The organism is Ancylobacter radicis (genome assembly GCF_018449475.1).
Classification (GTDB): Bacteria; Pseudomonadota; Alphaproteobacteria; order Rhizobiales; family Xanthobacteraceae; genus Ancylobacter; species Ancylobacter radicis.
In genome coordinates, this window is record NZ_JAHCQH010000025.1 from 1 (window position 1) to 20,117 (window position 20,117).

The 20,117-nt window shown below is 66.9% G+C and carries 19 protein-coding genes; 8 read left to right on the forward strand and 11 right to left on the reverse strand.

Annotated elements, in window-relative coordinates:
* Positions 1-370: 370 nt before the first annotated feature.
* From KIP89_RS19285 to KIP89_RS19300, 4 genes are all read left to right on the forward strand, one after another.
* Entirely contained in the window at positions 371-1,405 is a 1,035-nt protein-coding gene (locus KIP89_RS19285; protein ID WP_213757308.1) for a c-type cytochrome, read from the forward strand.
* A 387-nt stretch (positions 1,406-1,792) separates the two neighbouring features.
* Complete coding sequence (locus KIP89_RS19290) at positions 1,793-2,830, forward strand: aspartate-semialdehyde dehydrogenase (RefSeq protein WP_213757234.1); 1,038 nt, start codon at positions 1,793-1,795, stop codon at positions 2,828-2,830.
* A 278-nt stretch (positions 2,831-3,108) separates the two neighbouring features.
* Positions 3,109-3,744, forward strand: coding sequence for a DUF1007 family protein (locus KIP89_RS19295; protein WP_213757235.1), 636 nt, complete (start codon positions 3,109-3,111; stop codon positions 3,742-3,744).
* Positions 3,741-4,733 carry a nickel/cobalt transporter gene (locus tag KIP89_RS19300; protein WP_440131650.1) on the forward strand — a complete coding sequence of 331 codons (993 nt, stop codon included), beginning with the start codon at positions 3,741-3,743 and terminating at the stop codon, positions 4,731-4,733. Before KIP89_RS19295 ends, KIP89_RS19300 begins: the two co-directional genes overlap by 4 nt.
* Positions 4,734-4,750: 17 nt before the next feature.
* On the opposite strand, the gene KIP89_RS19305 is transcribed toward KIP89_RS19300, so the two are convergent.
* From KIP89_RS19305 to KIP89_RS19340, 8 genes are all read right to left on the reverse strand, one after another.
* On the reverse strand, positions 4,751-5,491 hold the full coding sequence (locus KIP89_RS19305; RefSeq protein WP_213757236.1) for an acetoacetate decarboxylase: 741 nt from the start codon (positions 5,489-5,491) through the stop codon (positions 4,751-4,753).
* A 163-nt stretch (positions 5,492-5,654) separates the two neighbouring features.
* Positions 5,655-8,732 (reverse strand): autotransporter outer membrane beta-barrel domain-containing protein, encoded by a 3,078-nt coding sequence (locus tag KIP89_RS19310; protein WP_213757237.1) that lies wholly within the window; start codon positions 8,730-8,732, stop codon positions 5,655-5,657.
* Positions 8,733-8,923: 191 nt separating this feature from the next.
* Positions 8,924-9,919, reverse strand: coding sequence for a WD40 repeat domain-containing protein (locus KIP89_RS19315; protein WP_213757238.1), 996 nt, complete (start codon positions 9,917-9,919; stop codon positions 8,924-8,926).
* 120 nt (positions 9,920-10,039) lie between these two features.
* The gene (locus tag KIP89_RS19320) at positions 10,040-11,014 is read right to left on the reverse strand and encodes a CobW family GTP-binding protein (protein WP_213757239.1); all 975 of its coding nucleotides are present in this window, start codon (positions 11,012-11,014) and stop codon (positions 10,040-10,042) included.
* Positions 11,015-11,134: 120 nt separating this feature from the next.
* Positions 11,135-12,106 carry a metal ABC transporter substrate-binding protein gene (locus KIP89_RS19325; RefSeq protein ID WP_213757240.1) on the reverse strand — a complete coding sequence of 324 codons (972 nt, stop codon included), beginning with the start codon at positions 12,104-12,106 and terminating at the stop codon, positions 11,135-11,137.
* Between the two features lie 11 nt (positions 12,107-12,117).
* The gene (locus KIP89_RS19330) at positions 12,118-12,987 is read right to left on the reverse strand and encodes a metal ABC transporter permease (RefSeq protein ID WP_213757241.1); all 870 of its coding nucleotides are present in this window, start codon (positions 12,985-12,987) and stop codon (positions 12,118-12,120) included.
* Entirely contained in the window at positions 12,984-13,727 is a 744-nt protein-coding gene (aztA, locus tag KIP89_RS19335; RefSeq protein WP_213757242.1) for a zinc ABC transporter ATP-binding protein AztA, read from the reverse strand. The genes KIP89_RS19330 and aztA overlap by 4 nt, the downstream gene beginning before the upstream one ends.
* Positions 13,727-13,909 carry a hypothetical protein gene (locus KIP89_RS19340; protein ID WP_250152675.1) on the reverse strand — a complete coding sequence of 61 codons (183 nt, stop codon included), beginning with the start codon at positions 13,907-13,909 and terminating at the stop codon, positions 13,727-13,729. The genes aztA and KIP89_RS19340 overlap by 1 nt, the downstream gene beginning before the upstream one ends.
* A gap of 354 nt (positions 13,910-14,263) precedes the next feature.
* On the opposite strand from KIP89_RS19340, the gene ppa reads away from it, so the two are divergent.
* Both ppa and KIP89_RS19350 read left to right on the forward strand, forming a co-directional pair.
* Positions 14,264-14,791 carry an inorganic diphosphatase gene (gene ppa, locus KIP89_RS19345; RefSeq protein ID WP_213757243.1) on the forward strand — a complete coding sequence of 176 codons (528 nt, stop codon included), beginning with the start codon at positions 14,264-14,266 and terminating at the stop codon, positions 14,789-14,791.
* A 128-nt stretch (positions 14,792-14,919) separates the two neighbouring features.
* On the forward strand, positions 14,920-15,639 hold the full coding sequence (locus KIP89_RS19350; protein ID WP_213757244.1) for a phosphoribosyltransferase: 720 nt from the start codon (positions 14,920-14,922) through the stop codon (positions 15,637-15,639).
* Here KIP89_RS19350 and KIP89_RS19355 read toward each other — a convergent pair.
* The 3 genes from KIP89_RS19355 to KIP89_RS19365 form a co-directional block, all read right to left on the reverse strand.
* Complete coding sequence (locus KIP89_RS19355; RefSeq protein WP_213757245.1) at positions 15,636-16,685, reverse strand: Ldh family oxidoreductase; 1,050 nt, start codon at positions 16,683-16,685, stop codon at positions 15,636-15,638. The genes KIP89_RS19350 and KIP89_RS19355 overlap by 4 nt on opposite strands.
* The gene (locus KIP89_RS19360; protein ID WP_213757311.1) at positions 16,685-17,503 is read right to left on the reverse strand and encodes a creatininase family protein; all 819 of its coding nucleotides are present in this window, start codon (positions 17,501-17,503) and stop codon (positions 16,685-16,687) included. Before KIP89_RS19360 ends, KIP89_RS19355 begins: the two co-directional genes overlap by 1 nt.
* Positions 17,504-17,595: 92 nt before the next feature.
* On the reverse strand, positions 17,596-17,985 hold the full coding sequence (locus KIP89_RS19365; RefSeq protein ID WP_213757246.1) for a RidA family protein: 390 nt from the start codon (positions 17,983-17,985) through the stop codon (positions 17,596-17,598).
* Between the two features lie 149 nt (positions 17,986-18,134).
* Here KIP89_RS19365 and KIP89_RS19370 point away from each other — a divergent pair, with 149 nt between their 5' ends.
* Both KIP89_RS19370 and KIP89_RS19375 read left to right on the forward strand, forming a co-directional pair.
* Positions 18,135-19,142, forward strand: coding sequence for an ABC transporter substrate-binding protein (locus KIP89_RS19370; protein ID WP_213757247.1), 1,008 nt, complete (start codon positions 18,135-18,137; stop codon positions 19,140-19,142).
* Positions 19,143-19,205: 63 nt separating this feature from the next.
* Positions 19,206-20,117 (forward strand): agmatinase, encoded by a 912-nt coding sequence (locus KIP89_RS19375; RefSeq protein ID WP_213757248.1) that lies wholly within the window; start codon positions 19,206-19,208, stop codon positions 20,115-20,117.

Sequence of the window (20,117 nt, forward strand, 5' to 3'; positions counted from 1 at the left end):
CGCGTGCGGGGCGCCGGGGACGGCGTGTCGGTTGGCTGAGTGAAGGCTTGCACCACCTTTTAAAACAAAGGTGCAGGCGGCCGCCGGTGGCGTCCGCCCCGGTGCCCCGCGCGCCCTTCAAAGGGCTGTCGGCGCCTGACGCAGAACCCCGGCCGCGAGGCGGCGCGGGGCTTTTGGTGCGGGCCTTCGTTCCAACCGGCAAAGGCGAGGGTGTCGCCTGCGGGTGCCGATCGCGTCGATCGCCGCGCACCGTCCGTCGGGAGGGGCGAGCCCCCGGACAACCTCGCGACCTTTCATCGGCGCGAGAACCATCATTGCTTTAGGTATGGGGTTCTGGGACGATCATTGCGCAGCAAAGTTGATTGTGGACATGACACGTCACGTTTTTTACCGCCTCACCGTCATCGTCGGTCTTGCCGTTGCGCTGGCGTGTTCGACCCAGCGGGCCTTTGCTCAAACCGATGCCGCGCCCCCCTTGCCGAAGACGGATGTCGTGGTTTGGCACGTTCCGGCCTTCGATGCCCTGCCGGATGACGAGAATGGCCGGCTCGCCCGCTATGGCCGCTCCATCATCGAGGCGACTTATGCGCATATCGGCCCGGACGTCGCCAATCCGGCAGCCCGCTATGCCGGCAACAATCTGGCCTGCGCGAACTGCCATTTGCGCGCCGGCCTGAAGAAATTCGGCCTGCCGTTAATCGGCGCGTCCGCCGATTATCCCGCCTACAGCGCCCGCAGCGGCACGGTCAGCTCGCTGTTCGACCGGGTCAATCAATGCCTGAAACGCAGCATGAACGGGCAGCCGATGCGGGAGGAGGATCGCCCGATGCAGGCGATCCTCGCCTATCTCGACGTCCTCTCGACCAATATTCCGGCAGATGCGACGATCACCGGGGCCGGCGCGGGCGCGATGCCGGAGCTGGATCGGGCGGCGGACCCCTCACGCGGCGCGATCGTCTATGCCCGCAACTGCGCGGACTGCCATCGCCGCGATGGCCTCGGCGTCAGGCGCAACGCGGTCTTGCCAGAGATGGGCTATGCCGTCCCGCCGCTCTGGGGACCGGACAGCTTCAACGACGGAGCGGGCACGGCGCGGCTGATCACGCTCGCCAACTTCGTCCATGACAACATGCCGAACGGGACCTCCTGGATCGCCCCGACGCTGAACCCGGACGACGCCTGGGACGTGGCGGCCTTCGTGCTGTCGCAGCCCCGGCCGCAACTGGCGGGCATTGAGCGCGATTTCCCCGACCTGCTGCTGAAGCCGGTGGATGCCCCCTATCCGCCCTATGCCGACCGTTTCCCCGTGGAGCAGCATCGCTTCGGCCCCTTCGCCCCGATCCGGGCGGACATCGCCCGGCTGAAAGAAACACGTGGGGAAATCCCCAATCCGAATATCCGGTGACGGCGACGGCACGGACGGTTGGCGATGCAGGCGTGATGCCCCCGCCGCAACGCCATGTGACGCGCGACGGGTCCAAGTTCCAGTTCGGCACCAATGATCCCAGCCATTTCGCCCTCACGCGCATCTGCTGCCTCGGCTGAAACAGAGGCACCGTCCCCGCATCGTCACCGTGCCGGCGGAGCGGGACTCGGCTGAGACCTGCGGGGGCGGCCGCGCGAGGAAGGAAGGGGCATGGCGACCCCGGATGACCTTGCGGGAGCGCCGCGCCGGCCGGGCATTCCCGCAATGCCTTCCCGGCCCGGCCAAACCTTGCCCTTATCCGCCTTTCGGCGTAAAAGCCCGCCCTCGCCCGAGCCTGTGAATGGCAGGGCCGTCAGGAGAATGATCATGGGCTACAAGGTCGCCGTCGCCGGTGCCACGGGTAATGTGGGCCGCGAAATGCTCGACATCCTCGCCGAACGCGGGTTCCCCGCCGACGAGGTGGTCGCGCTTGCCTCCCGCCGTTCGGTCGGGACGGAGGTTTCTTTCGGCGACAAGACCCTCAAGGTCAAAGCCCTCGAACATTACGATTTCTCCGACACCGACATCTGCCTGATGTCGGCGGGCGGCGACGTGTCCAAGGAATGGTCGCCGAAGATCGGTGCCCAGGGCTGCGTGGTGATCGATAACTCCTCGGCCTGGCGCTATGATTCCGACGTGCCGCTGATCGTTCCCGAGGTGAATGCCGACGCCATTGTCGGCTTCACCAAGAAGAACATCATCGCCAACCCGAACTGCTCGACCGCCCAGCTGGTCGTCGCGCTGAAGCCGCTGCACGATCTGGCGACCATCACCCGCGTCGTCGTGGCGACCTACCAGTCGGTCTCCGGCGCCGGCAAGGACGGGATGGACGAGCTGTTCGCGCAGACCCGCGCCGTCTTCGTCTCCGACCCGATCGAAGCCAAGAAGTTCCCCAAGCGCATCGCCTTCAACGTCATTCCTCACATCGACGTCTTCATGGAAGACGGCTACACGAAGGAGGAATGGAAGGTGATGGTGGAGACCAAGAAGATTCTTGATCCCAAGATCAAGCTGACCTGCACCGCCGTTCGCGTTCCCGTCTTCATCTCGCATTCGGAAGCGGTGAACGTCGAGTTCGCCAAGCCGATCACCGTCGAAGAGGCCACCGAAGCCCTGCGTGCCGCGCCGGGCGTGCTGGTGGTCGATAAGCGCGAGCCGGGCGGCTACATCACGCCTTACGAGGCGGCCGGCGAGGACGCGACCTACATCTCCCGCATCCGCGAGGATGCCACGGTGGAGAACGGCCTCGCCTTCTGGTGCGTGTCGGACAATCTGCGCAAGGGCGCCGCGCTCAACGCGGTGCAGATCGCGGAAGTGCTGATCAACCGCAAGCTGATCAAGCCCAAGGCCGCCAAGGCGGCGTGAGGCTGGCGGCGTAAGTCTGGCCGCGCGGAACCGGACGCACGTAGATCGTCATGCCCGGGCTTGACCCGGGCATCCACGACGTCCCCTCGCCCCACGAAGACATAGATCCCCGGGCCACGCCCGGGGATGACGGCGAGACATCGGCGCACGAGACATCGGTGCCGTTGCGAGGCGAGGCTCTCGTCCACCCAACACGCCCCCCTCACCCGGAACCTGTCACCATTCCGCCGAACTCCACGGTCAAGATCACGGACGGTGCGGCAAGGACGGTGATGCGGATGTTCCGGCGATTTCTCGGCGTGATGATCGCCCTGTGCGGGCTTGCGGGTCCTGCCCTCGCCCACCCCCATGTCTGGGTGACGGTGAATTCCGAGCTGGACTATGCCCCGGATGGAAGGCTGGCCGGCGTGCGCCACGCCTGGACCTTCGACGAGAGCTTTTCCACCTATGCGCTGCAGGGGCTGGAGACCGGCCCGGACGGCAAGCCGAGCGAGAAGACGCTCAAGGAACTCGCCCAGGTAAACATCGATTCCCTCAAGGAATTCGACTATTTCACCTATGCCAAGCGCGGCAAGCAGGCGATCGCCTTTGAACCGCCCAAGGATTACTACCTCACCTTCGACGGCACCTCGCTGACGCTGCACTTTACCCTGCCGCTGGCGACGCCCGAGGCGAAGAAGGGCTCGACCACGGTCGATGTCTACGATCCCACCTATTTCGTCGCCTTCCAGCTCGCCGATAACGACCCGATCAAGCTGGCCGGCGAGGCGGCGGGCTGCTCGCTGGCGCTACACCGGCCGGACCCGGCGGCCACCGGCACGACCACCCTGTCCGAGGGCTTTTTCAACGCGCTGACCACGGCCAGCAATTTCGGCTCGCAATTCGCCAATCGCGTGACGGTGACCTGCTCGTGAACCGTCCGGCCTCGCGCGGCGCACGGGTGGTGACGGGCGCCCTCGCCGGGCTTGCCATCCTTCTGCTCGCCCATCCCGCGCTCGCCCAGTCGCCCTTCGGCGTCGGCGCGCCCACCCCGGCCGGAAACGTGCCCGGCGATATCGGCGGTGTCGCCGGCTTCATCCTTGCCAAGCAGGCGGAATTCTACCGGCTGCTCACCAGCGCCGTGCGGGCCTCCAAGCAGGATGGCCACGCCGTCTTCCTGCTCGGAGGCATCTCCTTCGCCTATGGCGTGTTCCACGCCGCCGGCCCCGGCCATGGCAAGGCGGTGATCTCCTCCTACCTGCTCGCCAATGAGGCGACGCTCAAGCGCGGCATCGGCCTCGCCTTCGCCAGCGCCCTCGCCCAGGCGCTGACCGCCATTCTGATCGCCGCGATCTTCGCGGTGCTGATCGGGGCGACAGCGGCGACGATGAGCCGGGCGGTCTACATCATCGAGCTCGCGGCCTATGGCCTTATCGTGCTGATCGGCCTGCGCCTCGCTTATGCCAAGGGGCGCGCGCTGATCGCCGCCTGGCGCGGGCAACCCGCCCATGTTCATGGCGATGATTGCGGCTGCGCGGACGGGCACGGCCACATGCCCGCTCCCGAAGAACTGCCCAAGGGCGGCGGCTGGCGCGAGTGGTGGGGAGCGGTGCTCTCGGTCGGCCTGCGGCCGTGCAGCGGGGCGATCCTGGTGCTGGTCTTCGCGCTGACGCAGGGCATCTTCTGGGTCGGCGCCGCCTCCACCCTGCTGATGGGCGTCGGCACGGCGATCACGGTGAGCGCCATTGCCGCGCTCGCGGTGTTCGCCAAACACGCCGCGGTGCGGCTCGCCGGCACAAGCCGGGGAGCGGGTGCGGTGGTGGTGCTGCGCGGCGTGGAATTCCTCGCCGCGCTGACGCTGATCGCCTTCGGCCTCGCGCTGATGTTCGGCTTCATGGCGACGGAGCGGCTGGGGCTCGGCTAAGCCCCCGCCAGCCCGCCTCAATCCTTCAGATAGTCGTGCACGACCTTGCCGAGGCCGAGCGTCAAATCGGCCTTGATGTGCACGGCGGAGAGCACTTCCAGCACCGGCAGCTTGGCGACGTCGCAGATGGCATGGGGGAACAGGCCGAGCGCGGCCGGCCCGGTCCACGCCTCCTGGATGGTGACCTCTTCGAGATAGTACTCGACCAGCTCCAGAATACGCGCCGTGCCATCCACATGCGGTATGATCTTCAGCAGCCAGCTCGGGGCGAGCATGGAGGCCATCACCGCGTCAGGATCGGCCTTCTTGTACTTGTAGCCCATGGTGCCGGAGGCGCAGAGCACGCTGCCATAATGCAGGTCCGCCACCAGCACGTCGCTTTCCACCTTGAAGCTCGGCTTGGCGAGCTTCTTGGGGAAGCCCCAGAGTTCGCGCCCGCCGGCGATCGGCGCCTCGTCGTCGAGATACATGGAGTGGACGAAGCCGCCCTTGCGGCCCTCGAACTCCACCGGGATCACCTGCCCGGTCTCGGTATAGTCCCCGAAGCCGGTGGAGTCCGGCATGCGGATGAACTCATATTTGACGATCGGGTCGGTCACCTTCAGCGGCTCGGGAACCACCTTCTCCAGCGCCGCCGGATCGGTGCGGTAGGTGATGATGAGATATTCGCGGTTGAAGAAGCGGTAGGGGCCGACGGGATAGGCCGGATTGGTCAGCGGCATGGAATAGGCGGTACGGCGGACGTCCTCGATCTTCATGGCGTGCGTGTCCTCACATGCGGAGATGGCAGCCTAGCCGATTTGCCGCAGTGCGATAAAGGGCACGCCGCGACCGGCAGGCGAAATGGAAAGCCGCGAAACGGAAAGCGGCGGACCGAAGCCCGCCGCTGTTGATTGACATCCATGCCGAGGCGGCCGGCGGTCAGAAGCGATAGACCAGACCGCCCCGCACCGCATTGGTCTCCACATCGCTAGCGAACTCGCCCTCATAGCCGATGTTGAGCGTCAGGCTGGCGCCGATCTTGAGGTCGATGCCGGCGCCGAGCACGAAGCTGTCCTGCGCGATCGGCGCGCCCTCGACCGCGAAGGCGGCGCCGGTTTCGGCGAAGGCCATGGCCGCTTCCGGCGTCACATCGCCGAAGGCGTGGCGCCAGCCGAGCGTGGCATGGGGGGTGACGAGGCTCTTGCCCATTTCGATGGCGGTGGCGAGCCGCAGGCCGAGCGTCGAATAGGGCACGTCGAAGGACAGGCCCTGCGAGCTCAGCGCCAGACTGCCGCCATTCTCGGTGAAGCTGTCGGTCTCGATCCAGCTCCAGGCCATCTGGGCGAAGGGCTCGAAGGCGATGGCGTTGATCTCCGCCGCATAGGCGGCTTCGACGAAGATGTTGGCCGTGCCGCCATCATAGGAGGCATCGAGCGACTGGGTGAGGCCCATGAAGCTCGCCGTGCGCTGCGTGTCGGTGTCGGTCCAGCCATAGGAGGCGCCGCCGCGCAGGCGGAAATTCTCGATGCTGGTGCCGGCATAGGCGGCGATCAGGAAGGTCGAGGTGTCGGCGCTGCTCAGCCGGGCATCGACATCGGTGTTGGCCGACACATAGCCGGCGGCAAAGCCGAAGGTGGTGCGGTCGAGCGTGACGTCGCCGCCGGCCAGGAAGCCGCCGAGCGAGCTGTCGATCTCCGCCGCATTGCCGGTGGCGTCCGCCGTGCTCCACTGGCCGAAGCCCTGCGCCCAGGCGGCATAGACCGGGCCGACCGGCAGCGCCGGCGGCGCCTTGGTGACGATCGGGCTCTTGGTCGCCGGGGCGGGTGCCGCATAGGCGAGCGCCGGGCCACCGGAGGAGAGCGCCGCCATGGCCGGGCTGGCGCTGCCGGCCGCGCTCTGGCGCAGGCGGGCGGCCAGCGTATCGCCGACCAGGGTCGACTGCGTGTAGAGCGTGTTGCCGACCGAGGCATGGACCTCACCGGACAGCAGGTCGAAGCCGGTCGCGAACTGCGTCGTGTCGGTGGCCGTGGTGGCGGCCGTGAGATAGGAGGCCGCCGTACCGCCCGCTTCCAGCGCATTGGCCACCGCCGCCTGATTGGCGGTCCGGGCGTAGCTCGCGAAGCTGGTACCGTTGCGGGTCAGCGTCAGGGTGACGGAGGCGCCGTCACGGCCGAGCGTCGGGTCGATGAACAGGTAGTCCGCGCTCACCAGCGTGTCGAACTGGGTGGAGGGCGTCGTCGTGCTGGTGGCGGAGATGATGGTGTAGACCGTGCCGGCCACCAGCGGGCCGCTGGAGGAGAGCTGGACCGTGCCGCCATTCAGCGCCAGCGTGCCGGCGATGATCTGGTCGGAGGAGGTCTGGTCGATCTCCACCATATAGACCGAACCGCTGTTGAAGGTGGCGGTGCCGGTCACGGTCACCGTGCCGATGGAATTGCCCGGCGAGACGGTGCCGCCACTCTCCACGGTGAGGCTCGCCACCGTCGAGTTGCCGGACAGCGTCGCGCCGTTCTCGAGGGTGAAGCCCGCGCCCGACAGCGAGCCGTTCAGCGTGAAGCTGCCGTCGATCTCCAGAGTACCGGTGAAGTCGCTCGTGCCGGTGGCGGTGATAACCGACCCTTCGCCGATCAGCAGCGTCTCGAAGCTCTGATACTGCGCCGTGTCGCCCAGCAGCGACAGGTCAAAGGTGCCCGTGCCGTCCAGCTCGAACGTATCGGTGCCGTCGCCGCCGGTGACAATGCCGACCACCGTGCTGCCGATATGGTAGATGAACAGGTCGTTGCCGCCGCCCATGTCGATGGCCGTGGCGTTGTCGCTCTGGATCAGGCTGTAATTCTCGATCGTGTCGTCATTGTCGCCCACCAGGGTGATGGCGACGCCATCCGAACGGATCGTGCCCTGATTGATGATGGTGGTGGCGAAAGGCGCCGCGCCGCCATTGCTGTCGTCGATCAGGATGGCCCGCCCGACATCGTCGGAACCGTCATTGGCATAGTTGTCATAGGCCTCGATCACGGCGCCGGCGTAATTGTAGATCGTGCCGCCGCCGGCCGCGATGCCGTCCGCCGTGTTGGGGATGCCGTCATTGGTGCCGGTCGCGCCGGTGCCCTGCACCGTGCCGTAATTGTAGAGCAGGATCTGGCCGTCGACATCGATGCCGTCGCCATCGCCGTCCGGCACGCCGTCGGCGGTGCCGTCATCGTCGAGCAGGCCGGTCACGGCGCCGGTGATGGTGCCGTAATTGGTGATGGTCACCAGTGTCGAGCCGGTGCTGTCGATATTGATGCCCGAACCGTTCTGGCCGGTGATGGTGGCGCCCGCCTCATTGGTGACGGTGGTCTCGCCGTCGCCGGTAATGCCGTGCTTGGCGCCGAGGATCACGCCGCCGGTCTTGTTGATGACCGTGCCGCCGGCCTCCTGGAAGTCCACGCCGTCGCCATCGCTGGTGAGGTCGGTGGACTGGATCAGGCCGTAATTGATCACCGTCCCGCCCGTGCCCGGGCGAATGGCGTCGGCGGTGCCCGACTGGATCGTGCCGTAATTGGTGATGGTCACCACGGCGGTGGCGGCGGTGACATTGGCGAGATCGAAGGCCTGGCCGGTGGCCGAGCTGATCGTGCCGTTATTCGTCACATTGAGCGTGCCGTTGGCGAAATCATCGTTGATGCGGAAGGCATCGTTGGACGAGGTGATCGTGCCGTTGTTGATCAGCGTGTAGATGCCGGTGATCGACCCGCCGCTGGTATCGAAGGCCCGCCCGCCGGTGCTGGTGACCGTGCCGTCATTGGTGATGCTGACGCCATCGCCGGTCGCGGCGCCGTTCCACTGCACCGCGACACCGGAGACGGTGATCGAGCCCGTGCTGGTGATGACGCCGACATTGGTGCCCGACACCTGCTGCTGCGTGGTCGTCGCGGTCGAGATGTCGAACGAGGCGGCCACCGCGAGCGGCGAGGTGGCAATCACACCTGCGGCGGCAAGCGCCCACACGCTCGTCGACGAGCAGAAACGGTTCATGGCAGATCCCCAGCGTCAAATTCCCCGGAGCCTGCGCTAACGGGGCTGGATGACGGTAAGGTGACACAATGACGACAGCCCGCAGCCTGTTGGCCTGCGCACGCAGCCGGCGGCCGGCTGTGACCGGGAGGCCACAGAACGGGTCACATAAAGCCTTAGGGAACCAAGGATTATTCAGCCGGAAGCTGCATTCACAGGATCAGCAACCCGCCGGCGCCGTCCTCCGTGCCCACCGCCAGCGCACCGCCGTCCCCGCGCCAGGCGAGCGCACTCACCGGGCTGGCGCCGGGGGCGCGGACGAGGATCTCGGCGCCGTCGGCCAGGCGGCTCATCAGCACGAGGCCATCCTCATAGCCGCAGGCGATCACGTCGTCCTTGGGGTGGGCGGCGACGCAGGAGACGCGGACATCGCGCGGCGCCAGCATCACCGGCTGCTTGCCCATCGGCCCCTCCTTGCTGCCGAACGGCCAGAGGATCACCTCCGCCGAGCCCGAAGTGGCGAGAAAGCGTCCGCCGGCGGTGAACTCCATGGAGCGCACCCGCGAGGGATAGCCGGACATGCGCATATTCGCCCCGTCCGGCAGCCGCCAGCCATGCAGGGTCGCCTCCTGCATGGTGGTGACGACGAAGCGCCCTTCCGGGTGCCAGGCCACGCCGCGATGCGAGCCCTTCCATTCGAGAACTTCCGGCTTGGCCTGAGCATTGGGGAACCAGAGCGTCACCCCGCCATAATGGGCGATGGCGAGCCGCGTGCCCTTCGGCGCGAAGGCAAGGCCGCCGACGGTGGAGGGAAGATCGAGCGATCTGGCCTCGCCCTTGACGGGACGGAAATGCGCGGTCTTGCCGGCCGAGAAGGCGAAGCCGCCGTCAGTGGCGCTGGCCACCTGGTCGATCCAGCGCCCCTTCTGCTCGGCCAGCGGCTCGGCCACGCCATCGCCGCGCGTCGCCACCACCCGGCCATCATCGCCGCCGGTGAGGATCCGCCGGGCATCCGAGGCAACCGACAGCACGGCACCGTGATGCGCCCGCAGGCGGGTCTCCTCGGCCTCGACCAGCACGATCTCGCCATTGCCGAGCACAAAGCCCGCCGCTGTACCGAGGAAGCGCAGCCCCACCACGCCCGCGCCGAGATCGAGCCGGCGCAGCCGGGACGTGAGGGAAGACGGGGTCGAGGAGAGAGCGGCCATGGCAGGATCGGCTTTCGTGAGGACGCTGTCGGGTTAGCCCAATTCGGCGCCCACGTCACGGGCCGCCCAGACGACAATGGCCGGGACATGCCCGGCCATTGCAGCGAGAGATGCGGGCCGTCACGCCACGCAGGAGAGGAAGCCCTTCTCCAGCGCCGCCCGGTCGAGCTTGCGGCCGATGAACACGATGCGGCTGAGCTTTGCCTCGTCGGCGCGCCACGGACGCTGGTGATCGCCGTCCAGAATCATGTGAACGCCCTGGAACACGAAACGCTCCGGGTCGTCCTTGAAGGCGAGGATGCCCTTGGAGCGCAGGATGTTCGGCCCCTCGCGCTGGGTCAGCTCCTGAATCCACGGGAAGAACTTGTCGGGATCCAGCGCCTTCTCGGTGGAGAAGGAGAAGGACTGCATGTCCTCGTCGTGGAAATGCTTGTGCCCGCCTTCGAGGAAATCCGGGTCGATCGCCTGAATGCGGTCGAGGTCGAACGCCCCCTGTCCGAGCACCTTGTCGATGGCGATCTCGGAACGCTGCGTGCGGTGGATGCGGGCGAAGGGGTTGATGGCGCGGATGCGCATCTCAACGTCCTTCAGCTCCGTTTCCGTCACCAGATCGGTCTTGTTGAGCAGGATCACGTCGGCGAAGGCGATCTGGTTCTTGGCCTCGGGCGCGTCCTTCAGCCGGTCCTTCAGCCATTTGGCATCGGCCACGGTGACGACCGCGTCGAGCGTGGTCTTGGCGCCGACGGTCTCGTCGACGAAGAAGGTCTGGGCGACCGGGGCCGGGTCGGCAAGGCCGGTGGTCTCGACGATGATGCCGTCGAAATCGCCCTTGCGGCGCAGCAGCCCGTCGATGATGCGGATCAGGTCGCCGCGCACCGTGCAGCAGATGCAGCCATTGTTCATCTCGAACACTTCTTCATCGGCCCCGACCACGAGGTCGTTGTCGATGCCGATCTCGCCGAACTCGTTCACCACGACGGCGTATTTCTTGCCGTGCGACTCGGACAGGATGCGGTTGAGCAGCGTCGTCTTGCCGGCCCCGAGATAGCCGGTCAGCACGGTGACGGGGATCTTGCCGGACTGCGTGTCAGACATGGACAACCTCGATCTTTGAAAACGTCATGCCCGGGCCAGGCCCGGGCATCCACGCCTTGCGGCGAATATCGTGGAGGCCGGGGCGCGCCCGGCCATGACGGGATGGTGGGGGTCCGGCATTCAGCTCGACAGGGCCGAGGAGAACGCCTGGACGTTGTTCGTGATCATGTCGATGTAGGTGCTGGCCGGGCCTTTGTCATCCGACAGCGCGTCGGAATAGACCTCGGCGCCGATCTTGGCGCCGGTCTCGTCGGCGATGCGCTTGACCAGACGCGGATCGGAGATGTTCTCCATGAACACCGCCGGGATTTTCTCCGCCTTGATCTGGCGGACGATCTTGGCGACATCCTTGGCCGAGGCCTCGGCCTCCGTGGAGACGCCCTGCGGCGCGATGAATTCCATGCCATAGGCGGCGCCGAAATAGCCGAAGGCATCGTGCGAGGTGATGATGCGGCGGCGCTCCGCCGGGATGGCGGCGATGGCGCTCTTCACCTGCGCGTCGAGCGCGTCGAGCTTGGCCAGATAGGCGGCCGCATTGGCCTCATAGGTCGCCTGACCGGCCGGATCGGCCGCGATCAGCCCGTCGCGGATATTGGCGACATAGATCTTGGCGTTAGTGACCGACTGCCAGGCATGGGGGTCGGTCTCCTCATGGTCATGACCATGCGCGGCCTTGCCATCGGCCGCCTTGGCATGCGCCTCCTTGCCATGATCATGGCCGTCCTCTTCCTCGGCCATCTCGCGCGGCTCGACACCGGTGGTGGCGACGACGATCTTGGCCTTGGTGCCGGACGCCTTCACGAGGCGGTTCATCCAGCCCTCGAAACCGAGGCCGTTGACGAACACCACCTTGGCGGCCGCGACCTTCTTGGCATCGGCCGGGGCGGGCTGGAACACATGGGCGTCGCCATTCGGGCCGACGAGGGTCGAGACGGCGATACGATCGCCGCCGACTTCCTTCACGAAGTCGCCGAGGATCGAGAAGGAGGCGACGACGGGCATTTTGGCGGCCGGGGCAGCGTCCTGCGCGACGGCGGGACCGGCGAGGCCGACGGCAAAGGCCGCGGCGATGAGATAACGGCGGGACAGCATGGGAATTCTCCTCAGGCTTCAAGATGGCGGCGCGGCGCGAGGCGCGGCAGCAGCCCCCCGACCGGCCCGAACAGAACGGACAGCGCGTAGCTCGCGCCGGCGACGAGAATGATGGAGGGCCCGGAGGGCACGCCCCAGTGATAGGAAATCAGCAGCCCCAGCACGCCCGAGAGCGCGCCCACCAGCACGGATAGCCCCACCATGGCGGTGAGTTCGCGGGTCCAGAAGCGGGCAGCGGCGGCGGGCAGCATCATCATGCCGACGGCCAGCAAGGTGCCGAGCGCATGGAAGCCGCCGACGAGGTTGAGCACGACGAGGGCGAGAAAGACCAGATGGGTCGGCGCGCCCGCCCGGCTCACCGAGCGCAGGAAGCCGGGATCGACGCTCTCCAGCACCAGCGGGCGCCAGAGCACGGCGAGGGCCAGCAGGGTGAAGCTGGAGATCGAGACGATCAGCAGCAGCGTCGCATCGTCCAGCGCCAGCACCGTGCCGAACAGCACATGCAGGAGGTCGACATTGGAGCCGCGCAGCGACACCAGCAGCACGCCGAGTGCCAGCGAGATGAGATAGAAGGCGGCCAGCGCCGCGTCCTCCTTCATCTGCGTCGCCCGCGCCACCGCGCCGGCGCCGAGCGCCACCGCGAAGCCGGCGACGAGACCGCCAATGGTCATGGCGAACAGGTTGAGCCCCGCGGCGAGGAAGCCGATGGCCGCGCCCGGCAGGATGGCGTGCGCCATGGCGTCCCCGGCAAGGCTCATGCGGCGCAGCATCATCAGCACGCCGATCGGCCCTGCCCCGACGGCGAGCGCGATGGAGCCGATCAGCGCGCGGCGCATGAAGTCGAATTCGGCGAAAGGGGCGATCAGGTAATCGTAGATCATGCCGCCTGCTCCGGTGCGCAGAACGGGGCGGTCTCGTCCCAGGCCTCGCACATGCGCCGCGCCGCCGACAGATTGGGCGTCGTCAGCACCTCGCGCGTCTCGCCCCAGGCGACCGGCTGGCGGGCGAGCAGCAGCGTCTGCGGAAAATGGCTGCGCACGAGTTCGAGGTCGTGCAGCACCGCAAGGACGGTGCGCCCCTCCCCGTTCCAGCGTTCGACCAGCGCCACGAGGTCGGCGACCGTGCCGGCATCGAGGGCGGTGAAGGGCTCGTCCAGCAGGATGAGACGCGCCTCCTGGAGCAGCAGGCGGGCGAACAGCGTGCGCTGCATCTGCCCGCCGGACAACGTACCGATCGGGCGGTTCTCGAAGCCTTCGAGGCCGACCGTGGCAATGGCCTGCTCGATACGCGCGCGATCCGCGCGGGCGATGCCGCCGAACAGGCCGGAGCGATGCCAGAGCCCCATGGAGACGAGGTCGTAGACGTCGATCGGGAAGGAGCGGTCGATTTCCGCGGCCTGCGGCAGATAGGCGATGTCGCGCGAGGCAATGGTGCAGTCGATCCGCCCCGCCAGCGGCGAGAGCACGCCGGCGATCCCCTTGAGCAGGGTCGACTTGCCGGCGCCGTTCGGCCCGCAGACCGCGAGCAGCGCCCCCTCGGTCACATCGCCGGCGAGATGATGCACGGCGGGATGGCGTTCATAGCCGAGCGTCAGGTCGCGAAAGCTTAGTACCGCGCCCATCACATGCCCCCCTGCGACATCACCAGCAGCGCGCCCGCCCACAGCAGGGCCGCGAGCGGCGCGGCGATGGCGAGCCGCTGCCAGACGGAGAGGCGCAGCAGGGAAAAGCCGGGCTCGGCCGCCGGATGGCGCTGGTGCGGCCCGTGAGAGTGGGCATGCGGATGGGCGTGAGCATGGGCCAAGCGCCCCGCCTCCTGCACCGCGACACCTGCTGCAACGACACCTGCCGTAGCGGCACCCGGTCCATGCGCGGGATCATGAGGGGGCGCATGATCGTGGGGCGTGGCGAGCTTGGGCAAAGCGGGCATCAACAGAACTCCGTAGGCCGGGTTGATACAACATATCATCCAGCCCGTCCAGAGGCGTCGATATACTGTATCATTTACCCGTCGAATGCCGCTCCGGCGCCGCGCGACACACACCGCGTCGGCCGAATTGATGGCGCGTGCCGTCTCGACTGTGTCGCCGCGCCGACTTAATAGAGGGCCGAGTTTGCCCGCCGGCATGGCCGGCCTGTTCGACCTGGGAGCCCGTTCATGGACATTTCACGCATCTCGATCGGCCCGAATCCGCCCGACGAGGTTCACGCCATCATCGAAATCCCGGCCGGCGGCGCGCCGGTGAAGTATGAGCTCGACAAGGAGTCGGGCGCTCTCTTCGTCGATCGCTTCCTGCACACGCCGATGTTCTATCCGGGCAATTACGGCTTCATCCCGAACACGCTCGGCGACGATGGCGACCCGCTCGACATCATCGTCATCTCGCCGTTCCCGCTGCTGGCCGGCTCGGTCATCGCTGCCCGCCCGGTGGGCGTACTGATGATGACCGACGAGAAGGGCGGCGACGAGAAGATCCTCGCGGTGCCCGCGGACTCGGTCTACCCCTACCACTCCAAGGTCAAGAGCTGCGAAGATCTGCCGCCGCTCGTGCTTGAGCAGGTGGCCCACTTCTTCACCCACTACAAGGATCTGGAGAAGGGCAAGAAGGTCAGCGTCGCCGATTGGGAAGGCGCCGATCGGGCCCGCGCGATCATTCTCCAGTCGATCGAAAACGCCAAGAAGTGAGGATTGGCCGGCGCGCCCGGCCTTTCCGCTTCACGGCGAGACGAAAGTAGCGAAGGCCGCCGGCCCGTTTCGGCGGCCTTTGGCATTCCGGTTGCTGGGATAGGCCCCACGCAGATGCCGGAGTGCCCATGCCCCTCAATTTCCCTGATCGCGGCAGCTACCGCGACCGTATCGTTCCCGCCGCCGATCTGGCGGAAATCGGCCCGCCGCCTTACCGCGATGTGTATCCCGTCAAGCTGCCGGACGGCGACTGGGCGGAATTGCCGTTTCTGGCCCTGCCGCCGGATTTCAATACGGCCATCGCCTATCTTTGCATCACGGAAAATTCCTTTGAGCTGGAAGACCGGCTGTCCTCGGCGATTGCCGAGCAGGTCCGCGACCTCGCGCCCGACGTGGTGGTCGGCATGCCGACGCTCGGCATGGTGCTCGCGGCCTCCGTGGCCAAGAAGCTCGGCCATGCCCATTACGTGCCGCTGAGCTATTCGCGGAAATTCTGGTTCGAGGACGACTTGTCGATCCCGGTGATCTCCATCACCAGCCCGCTCAAGCCCAAGACGGTGTTCATCGACCCGCGCCTGCTGGAACGGCTGGAGGACAAGCGGGTGCTGCTGGTCGAGGACGTCATCTCGACCGGCGGCACCGTGTCCGCCGAGCTGGAACTGATGAAGCGCATCGGCGCCAATGTCGTCGGCGTCGCCACCGCGATCAAGGAAACAAGGGTCTGGCAGACGACGCTGGGCGCCATCGACCCGGCATGGCCGGGCCTCGTGCGCGCCCCCCTCTCCTGCCCGCTATTCCGCAAGGGCGATGGCGGCTGGTACCCGGACTGGTCGACCCTGCCGGACTAGCCGGCTCGGTCGACAAAGCCCATCCCGGCCAAGGCCTTGCGCAACGGGGCTGAGACGATGACGCCGTCTTTTGCCGCCCGCGCGCGGTTGGTGAGGCGGCGCGTTCCCGGCAGGCGGGCGCCGGGCTCGCCCTCGATCGCGGCGGCGAGCCGTTCGAGATGGTCGAGATAGGCGTCGCCCGCCAGCCTGCCGGGGTCGATGGCGATGATGACCTGCCCGACCGCCGCCGGCGGGCCCTTGCCGTCGAAGAAGCTCGGCGTGTCGAAGGAGAAGGTCGAGGCGGTCAACGCCGCCGCCATCACCTCGATGATGAAGGCCAGCGCCGTGCCCTTGGCATCGCCCATCGGCACCATGGTTCCGGCCAGCGCCGCCTTGGCGTCAATGGTCGGGTTGCCCTGCGGATCGAAAGCCCAGCCCTCGGGAATGGTCTCATCGCCGCGCTGCACGGCGGCGAGGATATTGCCGCGCGCCACCTTGGCGACGGAGAGATCCACCACCGCCGGCGCGCGGTCCTTCAGCGGCGTGGCGAAGGCGATCGGGTTGGTGCCGAACACCGCCTTCTTGCCGCCCCAGGGGGCGATGGAGGCGGAGGCATTGGCGAAGGCGAGCCCCACGAGCCCGGCAGTGGCGAGCGCCTCGACCGGCTGGCCGGCGACGCCGAAATGGCTGGAGCGACGGATCGCCAGTAAGGCGATGCCGCTCTCGCGCGCCACCTCGGCAAGCACCGGCAGCCCCTGCTCGATGGCGGGATAGGCAAAGCCATTGCCGGCGTCGACCGCCACCAGCGACGCCCCGACACGGCGCGCGGTGGGCACGGCGTGGCCGTCGATCTTGCCGGCCGCCACCATGGCGGAATAGCTGGGCAGGCGGGCGAGGCCATGGGTGCCGAGCCCGTCCGCCTCCGCCGCGACCAGCGCCGCCGCGGTGATCCGGGCATTCTCGGGCGCGGTGTTGAAATGCTCCAGCACGCGGGCGGCATAGGCGCGCGCCTCATCAAGGCTCAGTTCCATGTCGAGCAGCGGCGAACCGGCGACCGGACCTTCCATCACAGTGCGCTCCCGCCAAGCGGACCGGCCGGAAGCCGCGCGAGGTCGAAACGCTGCACATCCGCCAGCAGTTCGACAAAGGCGCGGGCGCCGAAATGGGCGCAGGTCTCGCCCTTCTCCGGGCTCGCCTCGGTGGCGTTGCCCATGGCGCCGGAGGGCTGGATATCCTGCGCCATCCAGCCGAAGCCGGCCGGGCTGCCGGCGCGCAGGAAGGCGAATTCCTGCTCCATGCCGAGCGTTGCCGGCGGGAAGTCGGCGATTTCGCTTGTCCGCACCGTGTCGGGCCGAAAATTCATCATCAGCGAGGTCTCGACCCCGCCGGCATGGATGCCGTGCTGGCGCTCCTGCGCCGAGAACAGCCCTTCCGGGTAGCCGAAGCGGTGCCAGGAGACGTGCACCGCCAGCATGCCCAGCCGCGCCCGCAATTCGCGCGCCACGATGTCGATCACCGAGACATTGCCGCCATGCGAGTTGACGATGACCAGCTTGCGCACCCCCGCGCGATGCACGCTCTCGCCGATCTCGGTCCAGGCGCGGATCACCGTCTCGGAGGAAAGCGTCAGCGTGCCCGGATAGAAAATATGCTCGTTCGATTTGCCGATCGCCTGCATCGGCAGGAACACGGCGGGAATATCGTCCGGCAGCAGCCGCGCCACTTCCTTCAGATAGCCCTCGCCGATGAACGCATCGACGCCAACAGGCAGATGCGGCCCGTGCTGCTCCACCGCCGCCACCGGCAGCACCGCGATCCAGTTCGCGGGATCCCCGGCCTCGAAATCGGTCCAGGTGAGTTCGGTCCAGAAGCGTTTGGGCGGCATGGTCGGCATGTCCGGTTCGTTGAGGACGCGGTTCTAGAGCATTTTCCGCGAAAGTTGATCGACTTTCGCGACGAGAAAATACTCCAGATTTTTCAATCCGCCTTCGCCGCTAGCACCTCGACCTCGACCTTGAACTCCGGCCGGGTAAAGCCGGAGACGATCATCAGCGTCGAGGCCGGCGGCGGATCGGCGATGAAGCGGTCGCGCGCCGCCATATAGCCGGCCATATGGGCGCTGTCGGTGACATAGGCGTTGATGCGCACAATATCGCCCGGCCCCATCCCCGCCTCGGCCAGACACGCGGCGATCGTGCGAAAGCAGAGGTCGGCCTGCGCCTCCGCCCCCTCGGGAATCGCATCGTCCGGGGCTATGCCGAGCTGGCCGGAGGTGAGCAGCAGCCGGGCGCCCGCGCTCACCTCCACCGCATGGCTGTAGCGGGCGAAGGGAGGGCGGACAGTCGAGGGAAGCAGATGGCGGAGCATGACCGAAGGCTAGGCGCCGTGACGGGCTTGCGCAATCGCACATCGCCCACGTCCAAGGTCTATGTGCATCCGTATTAAGCTCGCCTATCATGGCGCCACGGCTTTGCCCTGAAGCTTCTCACCGCCCTTCGCACCGGATGGAGACATCGATGCGCCTGCGTTTTGTACGCCCGCGTTTTGTCGGGATTCTCGCGACCCTCGCCGCCCTCGTCTTCGCGGTTCCGGCGCTCGCCGCCGACAAGGTCACCTTCGGCACCAACTGGGTGGCGCAAGCCGAGCATGGCGGCTTCTACCAGGCGGTGGTCGACGGCACCTATGCGAAATACGACCTCAACGTCACCATCCTGCCCGGCGGGCCGCAGGCCAATAACCGGCTGCTGCTGCCGGTCGGCAAGATCGACTTCTACATGGGCGCCAACATGCTGCAGGCGTTCGATTCGGTGAAGGAAGGCATCCCCACCCTCATCGTCGCCGCGCTGTTCCAGAAGGACCCGCAGGTCATCATCGCCCACCCGGACGTGACCAAGTTCGAGGATCTGAAAACCCGAACCCTGTTCATCTCCAAGGAGGGGCTGGCGAGCTATTATCAGTGGCTGGTGAAGGATTTCGGCTTCTCCGAGGACCAGGTGAAGCCCTACACGTTCAACGTCGCGCCGTTCCTTGCCGACCCGAACAGCGCGATGCAGGGCTACATCACCTCCGAGCCCTATGCGGTGGAGAAGGAGGGCAAGTTCAAGCCCTCGCTGTTCCTGCTCGCCGATCAGGGCTTCGACACCTATTCGACGACGATCGAGACCCGCAGCGAACTGGTGAAGTCGAACCCGGATCTGGTGCAGCGTTTCGTCGATGCCTCGATCATCGGCTGGTACAATTATCTCTATGGCGACAACGCCAAGGCGAACGCGCTGATCAAAAAAGACAACCCGGAAATGACCGATGAGATGATCGCCTTCTCCATCGCGAAGATGAAGGAATACGGCATCGTCGATTCCGGCGACACCAAGAGCCTCGGCGTCGGCGCCATGACGGATGCCAAGATGCAGAGCTTCTTCGACAAGATGGTGCGCGCCGGCGTGGTCAGCGGCGACATCGACTACAAGAAGTCCTACACGCTGCAATTCGTGAACAAGGGCGTGGGCAAGGATCTGGCGAAATAGCCAGTCGCGCGCCGTCGGCGACGCCGGCCCGACACGCGCAAAATCAGGATCAAGACGTCAGCAATGACCGCTTCGCCTCCCTTTCTCGGCCTGCCCGAGCGCCTCCCGGACGGCCGCCCCCCGCGTGCGGTGATCTTCGGCGCCGGCCATGGCAGCAATTATCCCGGCCAGGACAGCAGCGGCTACGCACTGGCGGCTGACGCCATCCGCGCGGCGAGTCAGAGCGAGGCGCCCCTCATCGCGCACTGGGATTTCGATCTCGGCGGCCCGTTGTTCAATGGCGGCCCGGTCTGCTGCATCGATACCGGCAATGTCCCCACCACCATGCACGACAATGAGGGCAACCGGGCCCGGATCGAGGCGAGGACGCGCGAGGTGCTGGCCGTGCCGGCCGTGCCAATCCTGCTGGGCGGCGACGATTCCCTGCCCATTCCCTTCCTCAAGGGCTTTGCCGAGCACGGGCCGATCTGGATTCTCCAGATCGACGCCCATATCGACTGGCGCGACGAGCGTTTTGGGGAACGCTACGGCTATTCGAACCCGATGCGCCGAGCAAGCGAGATGGCCCATGTCGCCGGCATGGTACAGGTCGGCATACGCAGCGTCGGTAGCGCGCGCCTCGCCGAAGTGGAGGCGGCGCAGAGCTATGGCAGCCACCTCATCACCGCCCGGCAGGTGCACGCCCACGGCGTCGACGCCGCCCTCCGGCATATTCCACACGGCGCGCGGGTCGTTATCACCCTCGACTGCGACGGCCTCGATCCCGGCATCATGCCGGGGGTGGCGGCGCGCACGCCCGGCGGCCTCACCTACACGCAGGTGATCGACCTGATCGCGGGCGTCGGCGCGCGCGCCCGGATCGCCGGATTCGACCTTGTCGAGCTTTATCCTCCGGCCGACATTGACGGCCTGTCGGCCCAGACGGCCGCGCGCCTTATCGTCAATGCGATCGGCACCATCGTCCGGCAGGTGTGA